Origin of the sequence: Dokdonia sp. Dokd-P16 (assembly GCF_003095655.1) — a bacterium.
In the GTDB taxonomy this organism is placed as follows: domain Bacteria; phylum Bacteroidota; class Bacteroidia; order Flavobacteriales; family Flavobacteriaceae; genus Dokdonia.
In genome coordinates this window covers 1,606,796-1,625,269 of sequence record NZ_CP029151.1, presented here as the reverse complement: position 1 = coordinate 1,625,269, position 18,474 = coordinate 1,606,796, and the positions used below count along the sequence as shown (strand labels likewise).

Annotated in this window: 18 protein-coding genes; 10 read left to right on the top strand and 8 right to left on the bottom strand. The window is 37.7% G+C overall.

Features of this window, described 5'->3' with window-relative positions; genetic code table 11:
- Positions 1-13: 13 nt before the first annotated feature.
- Genes bioD through DCS32_RS07390 form a run of 3 tightly spaced genes read right to left on the bottom strand, consistent with a single transcriptional unit; the run spans position 14 to position 2,267 of the window.
- Positions 14-643, bottom strand: coding sequence for a dethiobiotin synthase (gene bioD, locus DCS32_RS07400; protein ID WP_108877686.1), 630 nt, complete (start codon positions 641-643; stop codon positions 14-16).
- Positions 630-1,046: a DUF2007 domain-containing protein gene (locus DCS32_RS07395; RefSeq protein WP_108877685.1), complete on the bottom strand. Its 417-nt coding sequence runs from the start codon at positions 1,044-1,046 to the stop codon at positions 630-632. The genes bioD and DCS32_RS07395 overlap by 14 nt, the downstream gene beginning before the upstream one ends.
- A 36-nt stretch (positions 1,047-1,082) precedes the next feature.
- On the bottom strand, positions 1,083-2,267 hold the full coding sequence (locus DCS32_RS07390) for an aminotransferase class I/II-fold pyridoxal phosphate-dependent enzyme (RefSeq protein WP_108877684.1): 1,185 nt from the start codon (positions 2,265-2,267) through the stop codon (positions 1,083-1,085).
- A gap of 85 nt (positions 2,268-2,352) precedes the next feature.
- On the opposite strand from DCS32_RS07390, the gene DCS32_RS07385 reads away from it, so the two are divergent.
- The 4 genes from DCS32_RS07385 to DCS32_RS07370 all read left to right on the top strand — a co-directional run bounded on the left by DCS32_RS07385 (position 2,353) and on the right by DCS32_RS07370 (position 5,497).
- Positions 2,353-4,125 carry a M61 family metallopeptidase gene (locus DCS32_RS07385; protein ID WP_108877683.1) on the top strand — a complete coding sequence of 591 codons (1,773 nt, stop codon included), beginning with the start codon at positions 2,353-2,355 and terminating at the stop codon, positions 4,123-4,125.
- A gap of 170 nt (positions 4,126-4,295) precedes the next feature.
- Positions 4,296-4,736, top strand: coding sequence for a DUF2975 domain-containing protein (locus DCS32_RS07380; protein WP_162533613.1), 441 nt, complete (start codon positions 4,296-4,298; stop codon positions 4,734-4,736).
- An 8-nt stretch (positions 4,737-4,744) separates the two neighbouring features.
- On the top strand, positions 4,745-5,281 hold the full coding sequence (locus tag DCS32_RS07375) for a DUF2975 domain-containing protein (protein WP_108877681.1): 537 nt from the start codon (positions 4,745-4,747) through the stop codon (positions 5,279-5,281).
- Positions 5,282-5,284: 3 nt separating this feature from the next.
- Positions 5,285-5,497 (top strand): helix-turn-helix domain-containing protein, encoded by a 213-nt coding sequence (locus DCS32_RS07370; RefSeq protein ID WP_108877680.1) that lies wholly within the window; start codon positions 5,285-5,287, stop codon positions 5,495-5,497.
- A gap of 81 nt (positions 5,498-5,578) precedes the next feature.
- On the opposite strand, the gene DCS32_RS07365 is transcribed toward DCS32_RS07370, so the two are convergent.
- The 5 genes from DCS32_RS07365 to DCS32_RS07345 form a co-directional block, all read right to left on the bottom strand.
- Positions 5,579-5,857, bottom strand: a complete 279-nt coding sequence (locus tag DCS32_RS07365; protein ID WP_108877679.1) for a F0F1 ATP synthase subunit epsilon — start codon at positions 5,855-5,857, stop codon at positions 5,579-5,581.
- 48 nt (positions 5,858-5,905) lie between these two features.
- Positions 5,906-7,414 (bottom strand): F0F1 ATP synthase subunit beta, encoded by a 1,509-nt coding sequence (atpD, locus tag DCS32_RS07360; protein ID WP_108877678.1) that lies wholly within the window; start codon positions 7,412-7,414, stop codon positions 5,906-5,908.
- Between the two features lie 307 nt (positions 7,415-7,721).
- The gene (glmS, locus tag DCS32_RS07355; RefSeq protein WP_108877677.1) at positions 7,722-9,569 is read right to left on the bottom strand and encodes a glutamine--fructose-6-phosphate transaminase (isomerizing); all 1,848 of its coding nucleotides are present in this window, start codon (positions 9,567-9,569) and stop codon (positions 7,722-7,724) included.
- Between the two features lie 11 nt (positions 9,570-9,580).
- A complete protein-coding gene (locus tag DCS32_RS07350; protein WP_108877676.1) occupies positions 9,581-11,335 on the bottom strand; it encodes a DUF4270 domain-containing protein in 1,755 nt (584 codons plus the stop codon).
- 7 nt (positions 11,336-11,342) lie between these two features.
- Positions 11,343-12,155, bottom strand: a complete 813-nt coding sequence (locus tag DCS32_RS07345; RefSeq protein WP_108877675.1) for a glycogen/starch synthase — start codon at positions 12,153-12,155, stop codon at positions 11,343-11,345.
- Between the two features lie 110 nt (positions 12,156-12,265).
- On the opposite strand from DCS32_RS07345, the gene panC reads away from it, so the two are divergent.
- The 6 genes from panC to DCS32_RS07315 all read left to right on the top strand — a co-directional run bounded on the left by panC (position 12,266) and on the right by DCS32_RS07315 (position 18,397).
- Positions 12,266-13,114, top strand: coding sequence for a pantoate--beta-alanine ligase (gene panC, locus DCS32_RS07340; protein WP_108877674.1), 849 nt, complete (start codon positions 12,266-12,268; stop codon positions 13,112-13,114).
- Between the two features lie 21 nt (positions 13,115-13,135).
- Positions 13,136-13,486: an aspartate 1-decarboxylase gene (gene panD, locus DCS32_RS07335; protein WP_013750424.1), complete on the top strand. Its 351-nt coding sequence runs from the start codon at positions 13,136-13,138 to the stop codon at positions 13,484-13,486.
- A 53-nt stretch (positions 13,487-13,539) separates the two neighbouring features.
- Entirely contained in the window at positions 13,540-14,445 is a 906-nt protein-coding gene (locus DCS32_RS07330) for a lysylphosphatidylglycerol synthase transmembrane domain-containing protein (protein ID WP_108879258.1), read from the top strand.
- A 47-nt stretch (positions 14,446-14,492) separates the two neighbouring features.
- Positions 14,493-15,638 carry an alpha/beta hydrolase gene (locus tag DCS32_RS07325; RefSeq protein ID WP_108877673.1) on the top strand — a complete coding sequence of 382 codons (1,146 nt, stop codon included), beginning with the start codon at positions 14,493-14,495 and terminating at the stop codon, positions 15,636-15,638.
- Positions 15,639-15,758: 120 nt separating this feature from the next.
- Positions 15,759-17,129, top strand: coding sequence for a DNA repair protein RadA (gene radA, locus DCS32_RS07320; RefSeq protein ID WP_108877672.1), 1,371 nt, complete (start codon positions 15,759-15,761; stop codon positions 17,127-17,129).
- 122 nt (positions 17,130-17,251) lie between these two features.
- The gene (locus tag DCS32_RS07315) at positions 17,252-18,397 is read left to right on the top strand and encodes a M23 family metallopeptidase (RefSeq protein ID WP_108877671.1); all 1,146 of its coding nucleotides are present in this window, start codon (positions 17,252-17,254) and stop codon (positions 18,395-18,397) included.
- Positions 18,398-18,474 lie beyond the last annotated feature (77 nt).

Genomic DNA, 18,474 nt, shown 5'->3' with positions numbered 1-18,474 from the left:
AGTTAGTAGAGATTTATAAGGCCTGTAAGCTTTCGCGAAAAAGTTCTGCATATTCTGCTATTACATTTTCATCAAAATAAGGTTCTTCATCAATGCGACCTATGATGGTAACACCAGTCATTTTCTCAATGATTGCTTCCGTTGTAGGATGCTCTTCTCCAGAAAAAATAATTCCCGCCACAGCAAGTCCTCTTGCTTTGAGTAGCTCGACCGTCAATAAAGTGTGATTTATACTTCCAAGATAATGACGAGACACAACAATTACTTTATCTGAAGGCACTATTAAATCGGCTATGGTTTCTGTTTCATTTATAGGCACGAGTATACCACCAGCTCCTTCTATTACGAGAGGTCTTGTCGTTTCAGGACGTTTTATAGAGGCGGGAGTAACGGTAATGCCATCAATCTCTGCCGCAGCGTGCGGACTCATAGGTGTCTTGAGCGAATAACTATTATCGTGATATTGCGATATTTCATTATTAACTAGTCGCTTTACTTTATGTGTATCACTATTATCAAGATCTCCAGCCTGTATTGGCTTCCAGTAATCTGCCTCTAGTGACTGTGTCACTATTGCTGCAGCTACCGTCTTTCCTACGTCTGTAGAGATTCCTGTTATAAAATATGTCTTATTTGGTTTCATTAAATTTTGTTTTACAGTTATCACAGCGATACTCGTATTTCGTGTAAAATGGAAGCGCGCCAAAAATAAAACCTAGGAGAAAAGCCCCTAGAGATCTAATATCTGAAACGGTTGTAAAAAGTGCAACTTCCTCACTATTGCAATTAGGACAATGTACAGGCGAACCATCTTCGGTAACAGAATACTCTGAGATTTCACTTAAGATTTCTTTCGCTCTTGACTCTTGATCTGCAGGCACTCGTAGTTTTACACCACCAATGGCATTACTCACTAGCGGATCTGTATCTATTGTATAATTATCTGCTAGAAAGGCATGAATACCTTCTGCAAGTAAACGACCTTTAAAAATTTGAGCTTCACTTGAGTATTGAAACTGAGCAATGGTTACAAATGTGTTTGACATAGCACAAATATAATCTTCACATTACACATTAATAAGCTATAACTGCGCTTTTAAAATAGCCAGCAATGCTGTTATTTCTTCTTTGGTATTATATGCGTGCAAACAAACACGCAAGCGCTCTTGACCTTCTGGAACTGTGGGCGATAAAATAGGCTTCACTTCAAAATTTTCTTTTTCAAGCTTTCGCGAAAGCGTTCTAACCTTTTCATTACCCATCACCACAGCACAGTGTATGGCAGAGTCACTCTCTATAAATAAGCTATCAAGTCCTGTTTTTTTGAGAAGACTATTGAAGTGACTTATAAGTTGCTGTAAATTCCCCACTGCTAGCAACTGCGCATTGCTTCGTGCATCTAATTGCTCGTAAGCCGCCATTATTATAGCGATGGAATGCGGCGGCAATCCCGTGGTATAGATAAATGATCTAGCAAAATTAATAAGATACGCGCGCAATGGCTCGCTGCATAAAATCGCTGCTCCATGTGCTCCCATGCCTTTTCCAAAAGTGATAATACGAGCAAAAACCTCGTTTTCTAGCGCCAACTCCTGCACTAAACCAAGTCCCTTTTTACCTATAACACCCGTTGCATGAGCTTCATCTACTATTAGGTAGATGTGATGTTTTTTACAAATTTGAGAAATAGCAGTTAGATCTGGCGTATCACCATCCATTGAGAAAACAGATTCCGTAACAAGATATATAGCCGTTGTAGTTTCTTGATCATCTAGATGATGCATCGCTTTAAGACGATTAACTACGGCTTCTATATCTGCAATATCATTGTGTTTAAACTTATAACCTCTAGCAAGGCTCATCTGGATGCCATCACGTATACTAGCGTGTATAAATTCATCGTAAAGAATGAGATCACCGCGCTGTGGCACGCTTTGGAAAAAGCCAATATTTGCATCATAACCGCTATTAAATATAAGAGCAGTCTCACTATTATGAATACCCGCAATTAAGGTCTCTGCCTGACTATAAAGAGTATGATTACCGGACAGCAGTCGGCTACCGGTGGCACCATTTGCAATAATGTGATGTTCGTCTAAGATTTCTTGTGCTCGCTGGGCAATATTTCTAGCAATAGGAAGGCTACTAGAAAAACCCAAATAATCGTTAGATGAAAAATCCACCATACCTGACGAAGTATTAAGTGTTCTTAAAGAATCACTGTCTCTGCGTATGATAAGTTTTTTCTGTAATTTTTCTGGTAACATAAGGTAAAGATACTTCACGGGTTTGACATATATACACCACGGAAGTGATCTTAGTTTCTTACTTTTAAATTCTAAATATGCTACTATGAGATTTTTATGTGTTGCCCTTTTACTCACTGGCTTTTGTTATGGACAAACTAATGCGTACGAGATATCTTTTGATAATGCTCACCACCATGAAGCACAGATAGCTATCACTTTTCCTGAACTCAAGAAAAAGACTGTAGTAGTGCGTATGAGTAGATCCTCACCAGGACGCTATGCGATACACGAGTTTGCAAAAAACGTTTTTAATTTTAAGGCTACAAATAGCAAGGGAGAAGCGCTAGAAGCAACACGCCCAGATCCATACTCGTGGGAGATTAAAGATCATGATGGAGAGGTAAACGTATCATACACACTATTTGCAAATAGAGCAGACGGCACGTACTCACAAGTAGATGAGTCGCACGCACACCTCAATATGCCAGCAACGTTCATGTTTATGGAGGGAGAAGACCACCGTCCTATTGAGATAGATTTTAAGCTAAGGAAAGATTTGAATTGGAAAGTAGCGAGCCAACTTAAAAAAATAGACGACGCACGTTACAGTGCACCAAACTTACAATACTTCTTAGACAGCCCTACAGAGGTAAGTGAATATAAGCTTAGAGAATTTACAGTAGATGGTCAGAACATACGTTTTGCATTACATAGTGATGATACCCCAGAAGATTTTGACGCCTACTGGAAAAAGGTAAAAGCTATTGTGCTGGCACAAAAAGAAGTGTTTGGAGAGTTACCTGCCTATGATTTTGGCGAGTACACCTTTCTTGCCTGTTACGCTCCTCACGTATCTGGCGATGGGATGGAACACCGCAACAGCACGATACTTACAGACAGAGAATCACTAGCTGCAGGAGGAATGGAAGGAAACATAGGCACTGTATCTCACGAGTTTTTCCACTCATGGAATGTAGAGCGCATACGCCCAGCAGATTTAGAGCCTTTTGACTTTACAGCGGCCAATATGAGTGGCTCACTTTGGTTTGCCGAAGGTTTTACAAGCTATTACACAAATCTTATACTTGCGCGCGCTGGTGTTATCATTAGTGAAGACTATGTAAAAAGTCTCAACGGGACGTTTAACTATGTATGGAATTCACCTGCCCGTGACTATTTTAACCCGATTGAGATGAGCTACCAGGCGCCCTTTGTAGATGCCGCGACCTCTGTAGATCCTGTAAATAGAAACAATACTTTTATCTCATACTACTCTTATGGAAGTGTACTCGGGCTTGCGCTTGACCTCTCACTACGCCAGCAAGGACTTAATCTTGACGATTATTTCAAAGCGGTGTGGAATCAGTTTGGAAAAAAGGAAATCTCTTATTCTATACAAGATCTTGAGAATGTATTAGCTGAGTATGCGGGTGACGCTTTCGCGAAAACGTTCTTCTCTCAATATATTTATGATAGTCAAATGCCAGATTATCAAAACCTACTTACCAATGCGGGACTCACAATCACACAAGATGAAGCAAAGCCATACCTAGGAATACGAGTAAATTCCACCGAAACTGGATTACGCATTGCAGGAGCTACCTCAAAACGAACACCCGCCTATACTGCAGGCCTTAACGAAGGTGATCTTATTACTGCACTAGATGGCACGGAGTTAAGAACTAGTGAATCTTATGAAACTTATTTGAATTCACTTACCGTAGGACAGACGATAGCTGTAAACTATGAGCGATTTGGCAGAAAACTTACAACTAAACTAACCGTAAGCGCAGACCCCACCTACACAATAACAATGAATCCTAACCCAAGAAAAAAACCTAGTAAGCTTAGAAAATACTGGCTTCAAGAAAAATAAAAAGATAGTTTTTATAGATTATATCCCCAGAACTAAAAATAGTGCTGGGGATTTTTTATGCGCAAATTTCAAATAAAATTATTGTTTTTCAATAATTTTTATATATTTGTTATTGTAAAACGATAATAAAATGAATTATGAAAAAAATTAAAATCCTGTATTTGGTAAGTATGCTAACAGCAATTTTCTATTTAATAGGCGCTCTTTCCAACTTTATATTTTTTGACAATATAAGGGCAGCAATTAATTCTGTTGATGATCAACTTGTGTATGGTTCGTATAACAAGTACATTCTAAGCTTTCAAAATCTAGTGATTTTCTCAGGACTACTGGTAAGTATCAAATGCCTTCAAGAAATTATCAAACACGGCTACTTTACTGAGAGTTCAAAAAAATTGATGCGAGTTGCTGGATACATCTTTTTCTTCTCAGGCGTTTTGATGACCGTTTTAGATATTATAAGAGTTCAAAGTGGAGGCGACCCAAACATAATGATGGGAATTATTTTGATGGATTTTATGTTTACATTACTTGGCTTTATAGTAATAATTATTGCAGATATGGCACAAGTAGGCTTCCGACTCAAATCTGAAAATGATCTAACTATATAATATTACTTATGACAAAGACTTTGAAATATCATCTCCGTAGTCTATCTATAATTGTTATTATAGCAATGATCTACATATCTCTAAAAACTGTCGCAATTTTAGTGATCTCCATGACACTTCCTTCTAGCCAACTTGTCAAATTTACTGACGTAATTAAAAGCGAATTCTTTAAAAAAGGTTTTGATAATCCAAGTAATTGGATAGCAATAATTTTTATTATTTTACTAACTATTCTGAATTTATATCTTCTAAAACTGCTACTGATATCCAATAAACTTATAAAGGAATATAAAAATGGAGAATTATTAACGGATGAAATCACTAAAAAATTGACACTTATAGGCGAAGGATTTTTAAATTATGGGTTGTCTTATGCTGCTCTCTTTATGATTATTGGTGTGTTTTTTTACAATAATGTATCTTCAATTACAGATGTACTTCCTCGACTTATTGTTTGCTTTATTTTTGGCAAATTGATACTGTTGCTTGCTGCTATCTCCAAAAAAGGTGTGCTCTTGAAACAAGAAAACGATTTAACTATATAACCTATGCCTATAACTATTAACTTAGACAAAGTACTGGCAGATCGTGAGATGAGGAGCAAGGAGCTTGCAGAGATTGTAGGTATTACAGAAGCAAACCTCTCTATCCTTAAATCCGGTAAGGCAAAAGCAGTGCGCTTCTCTACGCTGGAAGCCATATGTAAAGCGTTAGATTGCCAGCCAGGAGATATACTAGAATATGCCATAAAAGACACATAATACATTTTAAAACTTTTTCTAATACAAAAAAAGCCCAAACTCTTGGTAGAATTTGGGCTTTTAAACTTATTTCAATGCGCTTTAATCTGCTAGCACAATCACTTTATTGTTGTTCATCTCTACAGTGCCACTTGCAATTACAAGTGACCATTTACCGTCTGTCGCTTTGGTAAATTTACCTTCGTGACCTGCAGCAATTGTAGGATTTCCTTCAAATTTTACAGTTCCTGCTCCTAGTAAAGAAACAGTTGCTGCGTGATTATCTAACATTTGGTATTCACCATTTACACCTGGTACAGTAACCGATGATACTTCACCGCTTACAAGAGATGCCTCTGGAGTTACAATTTCTAAATGCATAGTATATTATTTTGAGTACGCTTTCGCGAAAGCGTAATTAAAAATCTCTTAAGCTTCTTGAAGCATTTTTTCTCCTGCTTCGATTGCCTCTTCGATAGTTCCTTTAAGGTTAAATGCTGCTTCTGGAAGGTGATCTAACTCTCCGTCCATAATCATATTAAATCCTTTGATAGTTTCTTTAATATCTACTAGACATCCTGGGATACCTGTAAACTGCTCTGCTACGTGGAATGGCTGAGAAAGGAAACGTTGTACACGACGTGCACGTCCTACTGCCATTTTATCTTCTTCAGATAATTCTTCCATACCTAAGATGGCGATAATATCTTGAAGCTCCTTATAACGTTGTAACAACTCTTTTACGCGTTGTGCAGTGTTATAGTGCTCGCTCCCTAATATCTCAGCAGTAAGGATACGTGATGTAGAGTCTAGAGGATCTACCGCTGGGTAAATACCAAGCTCTGCAATCTTACGTGAAAGTACTGTTGTTGCATCAAGGTGAGCAAATGTTGTTGCTGGTGCTGGATCTGTTAAATCATCTGCAGGTACGTAAACCGCCTGTACAGATGTAATTGATCCTCTTTTTGTTGAAGTAATACGCTCTTGCATCGCTCCCATCTCTGTTGCTAGAGTAGGCTGGTAACCTACGGCAGATGGCATACGTCCAAGTAGTGCAGAAACCTCAGAACCTGCTTGTGTAAAACGGAAGATGTTATCTACGAAGAAAAGCACGTCTTTTCCTTGTCCTTCTCCTGCTCCATCACGGAAGTACTCAGCTATAGTAAGTCCTGAAAGTGCAACACGTGCACGTGCTCCAGGTGGCTCATTCATTTGACCGAAAACAAAAGTAGCTTTAGAGTCTCTCATCCCCATTTTATCTACTTTAGAAAGATCCCATCCTCCTTCTTCCATAGAGTGCATAAAGTCATCTCCGTATTTTATAATACCAGACTCAAGCATCTCTCTCAAAAGGTCATTTCCTTCACGTGTGCGCTCTCCTACTCCTGCGAATACAGAAAGACCACCGTGACCTTTTGCAATATTGTTAATCAACTCTTGAATAAGTACAGTTTTACCTACTCCTGCTCCACCGAATAAACCAATCTTACCTCCTTTTGCATAAGGCTCAATAAGGTCAATTACTTTAATACCTGTAAAAAGTACTTCTGTAGATGTTGATAAATCTTCAAATTTTGGTGCGCTACGGTGTATTGATAAACCAGCATCACCTGCCTTAGGCAAGTTATCCATTCCATCAATAGCATCACCTATAACATTAAAAAGGCGTCCATAAATATCTGGACCCACAGGCATTTGAATAGGCGCTCCAGTCGCAACTGCATCTACCCCACGGCTTAATCCATCTGTAGAGTCCATAGAGATTGTACGTACCGTATTTTCTCCAATGTGTGACTGTACTTCAAGAACAAGTAGTGCTCCGTTTGAATTTGTAACTTCTAGTGAATCGTAGATTTTTGGTAACTCAGATCCGCTCTCGAAAGCGACGTCTACTACCGGGCCTATAATCTGTGCAACTTTACCTGTAACTTTTGACATTAGTATCTATTTAATGTTTAGCGAAATAAAAGCGAAAAAATTATCGTTTTTCGTGGTGCAAAGATACTGTTTAATATTTTATACAAAAATGCAAAATGTAAGTTTTTATAAGCCTTTTCACGATTCCAATGATTCAGCGATTAAAGAATATACATGGCGGCTGTAATAATTTGATTTTCTTTAAAATAGGTGCAAAAGAAAAGGACTTATGCAGCTTCTAGCGAATAAGTCCTTTTATAAATAATTAAATAATCTAGTTGGCGAGCATTCTAAAATACCCTAAATAAAACAGTAGATTATTAAAATATTACTCCACCGTAACCGACTTTGCCAAGTTACGTGGTTGGTCTACATTTTTACCAAGCATTAATGCTATGTGGTAAGATAATAACTGCAACGGAATAGTAGCCAAAATTGGAGTAAGAGGCTCTAGCGTCTCCGGAATTTCTATCACGTGATCTGCAAGTCTTTTAACCTCCGTATCACCTTCTGTAACAATACCAATAATCTTACCGCTACGCGCCTTGATTTCTTCTATATTACTAACTACTTTCTCATAATGACCCTTTTTCATTGCAATAACAAAAACTGGCATCAATTCGTCTATAAGGGCAATAGGTCCGTGCTTCATTTCTGCCGCAGGATAACCCTCTGCATGGATGTAAGATATCTCCTTAAGTTTGAGAGCCCCCTCAAGTGCTACTGGAAAATTATAACCACGTCCTAAATAAAGAGCGTTAGGTGCATCCTTATATTGCGCAGCAACAATCTCTGCTTGATCATTACATTTTAAAGCTTTCTCAACTTTTTCAGGGATGCGCTCTAATTCTTGTAGATATTTTCTAAACTCAGAATCGGCCATTTTACCTGTTGCCTGAGCAAGCCTTAAGGCGATTAGAGTAAGTATTGTTATCTGAGTAGTAAAAGCCTTTGTTGATGCAACACCAATCTCTGGTCCTGCATGAGTATATGCTCCTGCATCTGTTATTCTAGAAATAGAAGAACCTACAACATTACAAACACCAAAAACAAACGCTCCTTGCTCTTTAGCAAGTTTAATAGCCGCCATTGTATCTGCAGTTTCTCCACTTTGAGAAATCGCTATGATCACATCATCTTTAAAGACTACTGGATTACGATATCTAAACTCTGAAGCATACTCAACCTCTACTGGTACACGAGCAAACTCTTCAAAAATATACTCAGCCACAAGCCCTGCGTGCCATGACGTACCACAAGCTATAATAATAATACGTCGAGCGTTTTTAAACTTCTCTATATTATCATCAATACCTGCCATTTTAATAATACCTTCCTTAACGAGCATACGCCCACGGAAAGTATCCTTAATTGCTTGAGGCTGCTCATAAATCTCCTTAAGCATAAAGTGATCATAACCACCTTTTTCTATTTGCTCGAGATTAAGCTTTAACTCCTCTATATACGGGTCAACTAAAGAATCATCTTTAATTTTACGAACTTTTAATTTCTTATGATTGCGTATTACCGCCATCTCACCATCCTTGAGATAGATAGTTTTGTTTGTATACTCAATGAAAGGTGTCGCATCTGATGCAATGAAGAACTCATCTTCTCCTACACCAATAGCAAGAGGACTTCCTAAACGAGCAACTACAATTTCATCAGGCTTTGTTTTATCAAAAACCGCTATTGCATAAGCTCCTATAGTTTGATTAAGAGCAATTTGCACTGCTTTACCAAGCTTAACTCCTTCATTTTTCTTTACATCCTCAATAAGATTTACTAATACTTCTGTATCAGTATCTGATTGAAAAGTATATCCACGCTTTATAAGCTCCTGACGTAAAGAATCATAGTTTTCTATAATTCCATTGTGAATGATTACCAAGTCTCCAGAATTGGACAAATGCGGATGGCTATTCACATCATTAGGAACACCATGTGTTGCCCATCTTGTATGCCCAATACCTATACCACCTGTTGTAGAAATTTCTGACTCTAGTTTAGCCCGCAAGTCTGCAACTTTACCTTTTGTTTTAGAGAACTTTAAATCAGTGCCATCATATAACGCAATTCCTGCACTATCATAACCCCTGTATTCCAGTCTCTCTAAACCTTGAACGACTACTGGATAAGCATCTCTATGCCCTATATAACCAACTATTCCACACATACTTTAAATTATTACAATCCTAAAGCTAAACCACAAGGGCTGTTAGGATCAATTTCCTCTGTTATTGTATAATACAATCTTAATCTTAATTTCTTTTCTTCATCAGAACTTGCAGTTCCGTGTAGTATAGTTCCCTCTGGTGAGATTACTCCAGAAAACGGAACTCTCTGCCCATCTTGAATACCTCCTGTCCCTCCTATCAAGGCAGTATTATCAATAGTTACATTCTGAGAGACAGATAAAGCTAATCTCACATTTGTAGAATCATTTTTAATGATATTATTTATGTGCTGAGTAAGACGTACTCTATAGCTAACGCCGTTACTTGAAAGATCACCGTCAACCTCTCTAGAAAGTCTTCCTAAGTGATTTGTTCTCGTATTAACAGCTCCACCTTCTCCAGTTGTATTATCAATAAGTGCATCTAACAACGTAGCGTTATTATCATAATCATATATAAATACTCTCTCTGGCTCTAACTCTCCATTACTACCAGCACTTAATTCATCTTGCTGAACGTAAAATTGCAGGTTTGCTTCATTTACAATTATGTTACAAGCTCTTAAAGCCTCTAGCTGATCTGCAACACCATTATCGTCCTCATCTGCACCAAATAAATCAATTAAAGCAATACTACCATCACCTCCTTTTAGATATAAATTTTCTTCGCCATCAATTACATTTTGAGACTCATTAAAACTAGTAGATCCTATGGGGCTCTGACTAAAATCATTTTCATAAGCGATTGCGCGAACACCAGAAGACCTTAAAGAAATATTTCCAGTTCCTGTTGAGACTGTTTCTCCAGAGTCATCTGTTGTAGAATCTTCATTGGTAAAAGAATAATATATAGTGACATTCAAGTTTGCTACATCAAACAGAATAGCACTCCCCTTATCATCTATAGCTTCTGCTTTAAGATATAACCCTCTAAAATAATCATTGAATGTATTTTGATTTAACAAAGTACCTTGACCTTCTTGGTCAATAATTGCCTGTTTCCAATAATCCAAAACAGCCTCATCGGCAGCAATTCCATTTCTGTATGAAAGTCTAATTCTCGGACTTAATCTATCCACATCATTAGTTCCATCTGGATTACCAGCATCGTCAAGATTTGGCGTAGTTAATACGATTTCGCTAGCATCTAGCACAAAACCCTCTTCTTGAATACCACCACTCTCATCACGCACCTCAAATAATAAGTCTCCTTCTACACCTTGAAATTCAGAAATTTCATTAGAATAATATATTGCTGAGCTCTCAAAATCTTCTGCAGGGTCTAGACTATTTAAAAAGAAATTTGATCTGTAAACAGATAATTTCATTTGACCTGGAGTGTTACCAAAAATAGAGTCTAAAGTATACGTTGAATTTCCATCTGTATCTGTTTCTACTAATGAAGAGTAATACGGAAGTGAAAAAACTACTGAATCAATTTCAGTTTCATCACCAAAATCAGGATTAGTACTAGATAAAGCTACTTGAGTTAACAACGAACTAGTTGTAGAACCATAAGTTGGGTCTTTATAAAAACCAACAACTCCAACCGATGTGCCACTAGTTTGAACTCCATTAAAACCTGAGGCATCAGCATAATTACGACTGTAAGCCGCTATTTTTAAATCTTGAGCAAGCTCTGTATCAAAATTGACCTCCCCTACAATACTAGTTCCAATAGAACCAAAATCATCCTCACAGGAAACAATCAACAGCGCAAGTGCCACAACCATGGCTGCTTGCTTAAGTATTTTATTCAATCTCATAATTAGTCTATTCTTCTAAAACTTGAGTAGTGTAAAAATCTTCGTAAGCCTGAGGAAACTCCTCTTTCTTCTTATACGGCAAAACAGGAATTTTGGTCGTATTAAGGATTTTCATTAAGTTTTCATTTAATTCTTGAGAACCTACGATTGCAGCATCACTATTCTTGATAGTAACTTTCATTAGGTTTTCATAAGTAGGATCTTCTAGTTCTTTGATAGTCTCTGGGTCAATTCCATCAAAAGCAACTTTATTAAGAAGCTCTTCATTAAGAGACCCTTCAAATCCTTGATTATAAATAGAAGTTACTATTTTACTTTGTGCAAATAATGGTTCACTTGCATAGTAATGCTTAAGATATAATGGCAGTAAAGATGCTAACCATCCCTGAACGTGAATAATATCTGGCGCCCAGTTTAGTTTTTTAACCGTCTCTACAACTCCTTTTGCAAAGAAAATGGCGCGCTCGTCGTTATCAGGAAAAAGATTTCCTTCTTCGTCTGTAAAAGTCGCCTTACGCTTAAAATACTCTTCGTTATCTATAAAATATACCTGGATACGCTCCTTAGGTATAGAAGCAACCTTGATAATAAGTGGCATATCAAAATCATTGATAACCAAGTTCATTCCAGATAATCTAATTACTTCGTGTAGTTGATGTCTACGCTCATTAATATTACCGTAACGCGGCATAAATATGCGTATTTGCCCACCCTTGGAATTAACCATTTGAGGAGCTTCAAACGACATAGAGGCAATCTCGGTCTCTGGGAGGTATGGAATCACTTCAGATGACACGTACAATATCCTCTTATCTTTCATATATGTAAAAATTAGGTTGTTAATCTATTCAAAAAACACGCAAAAGTACAAATTTTTACGCACTTAGTCTTAATATTAGTAAGTTTGCATCCCGTTAAAATTTTAATAAAGTGCAAGCAATAACAGCTCATAAACAGATTTCTAAGATTGTTCATCAAGCAAAAAGCAATGGCAAATACGTAGGTTTTGTCCCTACAATGGGCGCCCTACATCATGGACATGCATCACTTATTGATTATGCACTCAAAGATTGTGCCTTAATTATAGTAAGCATTTTTGTTAACCCTACACAATTCAATAATATTTCAGACTTAGACAAGTATCCTCGCACTCTTAAAAAAGATCTAGAATTTCTAGCGCATTATGGAGATAAAGTGGTAGTATACGCACCAACTGCTACGGAAGTTTATGGGAATAAGGTTTCCTCTACCCCATATAACTTTGGAGCCATAGAGAAGGTTATGGAGGGAGAGCACAGGCCAGGACACTTTGATGGTGTAGGGACTGTTTTAAATCTCCTTTTTAGACAAGTAAATCCGGATAAAGCATATTTTGGAGAGAAAGATTATCAACAGCTTGCCATTGTGCGTAAGCTTGTAGAAAAAGAAAAATTACCTTTAAAAATCATAGGTTGCCCTATACATAGACAAGAAAATGGTCTCGCAATGAGCAGTCGTAATGCACGACTTACTGAGAATCAACTTGCTATTGCGCCTTTTATTTATGAAGTGCTGCAGTATGTGAAGAATAATTTTGACTCACAATCTGCATTACAATTGAAAAAATATGTTTCAACGGTTTTTGAGGAAAAAGAAGGTCTCGAACTTGAATACTTTGAGATTGCAAATATCAAAAATTTAAGTACGCTTTCGCGAAAGCGTAAAAACCAACAATACCGAGCTTTTCTTGCCGTTTATGCTGGTGAGATTAGACTAATAGATAATATAGCCCTAAATTAAACTTATTATTACCTTTGCACTATGCTAGTAAATGTTGTAAAATCAAAAATACACCGCGTTAAAGTAACGGGTGCCGAGTTACATTATATTGGAAGTATTACCATTGATGAAGACTTGATGGACGCTTCAAACATAATTGAAGGAGAACGTGTACAAATTGTAAACGTAACAAACGGAGAACGTCTTGAGACGTATGCAATCCCTGGACCAAGAAAGAGTGGAGAAATCACCCTAAACGGTGCTGCTGCTCGTAAAGTTGCAAAAGGAGATACGCTTATCTTAATTGTATACGCCTTTATGGAAGTAGAAGAAGCTAAAAAGTTTAAACCTACTTTATGCTTCCCTAATGAAGAAACAAACTTGCTCAACTAACGTTGATAAGTAATAAACATAAAAGTCTCGCACTTAAAATTATACTCCCACTTGTGGGAGTTTTTTTGGTTTGGTACCAACTCAGTAAAATGACTGCGGTAGAGCGCAGCGACATGTGGGAAGCAATAAAAATGGTCAATCCTTTATGGATTATTATCTCGCTGCTATTTGGTTTATTAAGTCATTTTTCTAGAGCATACCGCTGGAAATACCTACTAGAACCTTTAAGTTACAAGCCTAAATTTATTACCAGTTTCATGGCTATTATGATTGGCTATTTTGCAAATACCTTCATCATTAGATCTGGGGAGGTTTTAAGAGGTGTAAGCCTTTCAAAAACAGACGGCATTCCTTTTGAGAAAGCCTTTGGAACTATTGTAGCAGAGCGCATTGCAGATCTTATTGTACTGCTTCTCATCATGACTACAGCCGTAGTCTTACAATCTACAGCACTCATAGCTTACTTTAAAGAAAATGCAAACCCCACTGGTTTTATCATACTACTTGCTGTAGGTCTTACTGCTGGAATCTTTGGCTTGCGATTACTTAAAAAGTCCTCACATCCTTTTATTCAGAAGATTAGAAACTTTGGACTCGGACTTCTTGATGGGGTAAGAAGTATTCTAAACATGCAGCATAACACTGCATTTATACTACACACCTTGTTTATATGGGGTATGTATATAGGTATGTTTTGGATCATGAAATTTACGGTACCTGGCACTGCAGAGGCTCCACTAGGAGTTATTCTTGCTTCCTTTGTAATAGGTGCATTTGCAATGAGTGCTACAAATGCAGGAATGGGTTTATATCCCATAGCTATGGCGGCAATATTCACTTTTTTTGGATTTGAGGATGGTGCAACCTTTGGCTGGCTCCTCTGGGGAACTCAAACTATTTTTAATGTAATTATAGGCGGCATTTGCGCACTTATCTTGCTACTCATTAAAAGACGGTAATTTTTTATATTTTAGGACTATCCTAATAACTAAAAAGTTATTCCCACATGAAAACAAACCTACTTACCCTAATACTCTGTATTTACAGTGTACTAGCTTCTTCTCAAATTGATTATAAAGAGATTCAATCAGAAATTCTAGGCACAGCCAGACAGCTTAAAATACAGTTACCTCGCAATTATGACGAGAATATAGAAAAATCATATCCTGTAATTGTAGTTATGGATGGTGACTACCTATTTGAACCCGTGGCTGGTAATGTAGATTATTATAGCTACTGGGAAGAAATGCCACAAGTAATTGTAGTAGGCATTAATCAAGTAGACAGTAGAGATGATGACACCTTTTATGATGATGTAAGCAACCTCCCATCTGATACCGGAGCTTCTTTCTTTGAATTTTTAGGCTTAGAAGTAATGCCTTATCTTGATGAAAATTACAGAACTAGTACTTTTAGAATCGCAGTAGGTCATGATATGACCGCAAATTTTATGAATTACTATTTAATGAAAGATCCCGCACTTTTTCAAGGATACATTTCTTTAAGTCCAGATCTCGCACCACAAATGGAAGAGCGTCTTGTTGCTAGATTAGGACAGGCACAGCAAAAAATATTCTATTACCTCGCAACCGCAAGTGACGATATAAGTGTACTACGCGATCCTATTATTCAACTAGATGCTCAGATCAAACAGGTCCAAAATGAGAATGTTCAATATACTTTTGACAATTTTGACGGAGCAACGCACTACTCACTCGTGGGTCGCGCTATACCAAAGGCGCTAGAAAACATGTTTTCTATTTATCGCCCTATTAGTAAAAAAGAGTACAAAGAGAAGATACTACCTAGCGAGTCTCCTTTTAATTATCTCATAGATAAGTATGCAACGGTAAAAACGCTTTTTGGCCTAGATGACCCTATACGCGTTAATGATTTTATAGCCACATCTACAGCGCTAGAGAAAAAAGGAGACTGGGAAGGCCTTGAAGAACTTGGAAAAGTTGCTCGCAAGCAATACCCAGAAACTATGCTAGGAAACTACTACCTTGCACTATCACTAGAGAAATCTGGAGAACCTAAAAAGGCAATGCGCGCATATCAAAATGCTTTTCTACTAGAAGAAGTATCATTTCTTACTAAGGATTTAATGCTAGATAGAGCAGATCAGATCAAACAAGACTTTGGCTATTAATCACTTATAATATCCACTTTTTATAGCGTACTCTTGCGCTATAGTTTACATATTATTTAAATCAAATTAATTTTAATAGAAGGTTTGATTCTCTAATTTTGCAAGCAGATTACTCATTTTATGGCCAAAACAAAAACTACCTTTTTCTGTCAGAACTGTGGCACACAGCATGCCAAGTGGCAAGGCCAGTGTAATGCTTGCAAGCAATGGAATACCATTGTTGAAGAGGTTGTACAAAAAGTAGACAAAAAGGACTGGAAGTCTGAAACTGCAAAGGTTTCTGGACTTACACGCACCAGTAAACCCCTTAAGATTGCCGATATTTCTACCGCTTCTGAGGCTAGAATGAATACTAAAAACGGAGAACTTAACCGTGTTCTAGGTGGTGGCTTAGTTCCTGGATCGCTTACTCTTCTAGGTGGAGAACCTGGAATAGGAAAAAGTACTTTGCTATTACAGATATCACTAGCGCTACCTTACAAAACACTCTACGTCTCTGGAGAGGAAAGTCAGCAGCAAATAAAAATGCGTGCTGAGCGTATTAATCCAGAAAGCGACCAGTGTTATATTCTTACAGAGACAAAAACTCAAAATATCTTTAGGCACATAGAAGAGATGCAGCCAGATATTGTGATTATAGACTCTATACAAACGCTACATTCTGATCATATAGAAAGTACCGCTGGAAGTATCTCACAAATACGTGAAACCACTTCAGAGCTGATACGATTTGCTAAGGAAACAGCAACACCTGTGATTCTTATAGGTCACATCACAAAAGATGGAAACATCGCTGGCCCAAAAATTCTTGAACACATGGTAGATACCGTTCTTCAATTTGAAGGAGATCGCAACCATGTTTATAGAATTTTAAGAGCACACAAAAACCGTTTTGGGAGCACTAGCGAACTAGGTATTTATGAGATGCAGGGCTCAGGGTTGAGAGAGGTGAGCAATCCAAGTGAGATTCTCATTTCAAAAAATGATGAAGACTTGAGCGGGACAGCAATCGCAACCACGATGGAAGGTATGCGACCGCTTATGATTGAGATTCAAGCGCTTGTGAGCACTGCAGTGTATGGAACACCACAACGTAGCTCAACAGGATACAATGTAAAGCGACTCAATATGCTTCTCGCTGTATTAGAAAAACGAGCAGGTTTCAAACTAGGCGCAAAAGATGTTTTTCTCAACGTGACTGGAGGAATCACTGTAGATGATCCTGCTATAGATCTTGCAGTGGTAGCAGCAGTATTATCGAGCAACGTAGATATACCTGTAGATAAATCCATGTGTTTTGCGGCAGAGATAGGTCTCGCAGGAGAAGTTCGGCCCGTAAATCGTATTGAACAACGCATCGTAGAGGCAGAAAAACTAGGTTTTACAAGCATCGTGATTTCAAAATATTGCAAAATACCTGACACTAATTATCACATCAATGTGATTAAAGTTGCAAAAGTCCATGATGTCGTGAGGCACCTTTTTGGATAAACTTCTTCTTTAAATTTCAATCATTTTCTAGGAGTAATTAAAAACGTCCATTTATAATCAATTGCGTTAACATCTGACTGTTTCTTACATACACATGGCACCTTTTCTGCACGGTAGCTGCTATGCTTAAAAAGATTCTATACACTTTATTACTTCTTGCCATAATAAGCTGTAATCAAATTCAAAAAGCCACAGATGCCATCACGCAACCTTCGGCTCGCGAAGTTTATGCTCGTGGCTTTGAGAAAGATGATAGTATTTATAACTCTTGGAATTCCGCTTTCGCGAAAGCGTATCAAAAAAAAGTACTACCTAAAGACCAAAACGTACTCTCGGGTCTTCCGTATACCACTGTAGGGACTTATTCTTCTAACAATTTGATCCCTTACCGCTATACATTCACACTCGCTGCAGGTGAGATTTTTCATGCGGAAGTTGAAAACAACGTAGACTCAACCGCCATATTTCTTGACCTTTTTACATGGGAGAATGATTCTATAATAAATCCAACGCCTAGATTATCTAATGCTCCTAATGAGAGAAAATTTACTACCAAAATTACGGCGTCAGGATTATACACACTCCTCATACAGCCTGAAATAGGCACAAACTCATCCTTTACATTAAAAATTTACACAACACCACAGTACGGCTTTCCAGTAAGCGGAAAAGATAATAAGGCCATTCAAAGCTTCTGGGGAGCTTCTAGAAGTGGCGGTAAACGTAGCCATGAGGGTGTAGATATTTTCGCAGCAAGAGGAACCCCCGTCGTAGCAATTACTGATGGTATGGTATCCTCCACAGGTAATCGCGGTCTAGGAGGTAAACAGCTGTGGTTACGTGATGGCATTTTTGGCCAGTCCCTTTATTATGCGCACTTAGATAGCATCATCGCTACGACTGGAAAGCGCGTGAAAATAGGAGATACACTTGGGTTAGTAGGCAATACTGGGAATGCCAGAACGACACCTCCACATTTACATTTTGGCATTTATAATCGTACGGGAGCTATTAACCCATATCCATATATTAAACAAACGGAAATGCCCACAATTTTAGATTCGCTCTCTAGCAATTTAGGAGTTCTTAAAAATAATGGTACGATGCGATTATCACCAACTTCAACTTCAGAAAGAGTAGGCACATTGAAGAGAAGAGACACTGTTCTGCTATTAGAAAAAACGGGTAACTGGTTTCATATACGTACTCATGATAGCTTACAAGGATATCTATATAAAACTGCTATAAAGCCCGTTCCATTTACATGATTTTAAGTAGATAATTACGCTTTCGCGAAAGCGTGAAAAGAAAAAGACACACTTTACAGCGTGTCTTTTAAGTTTAC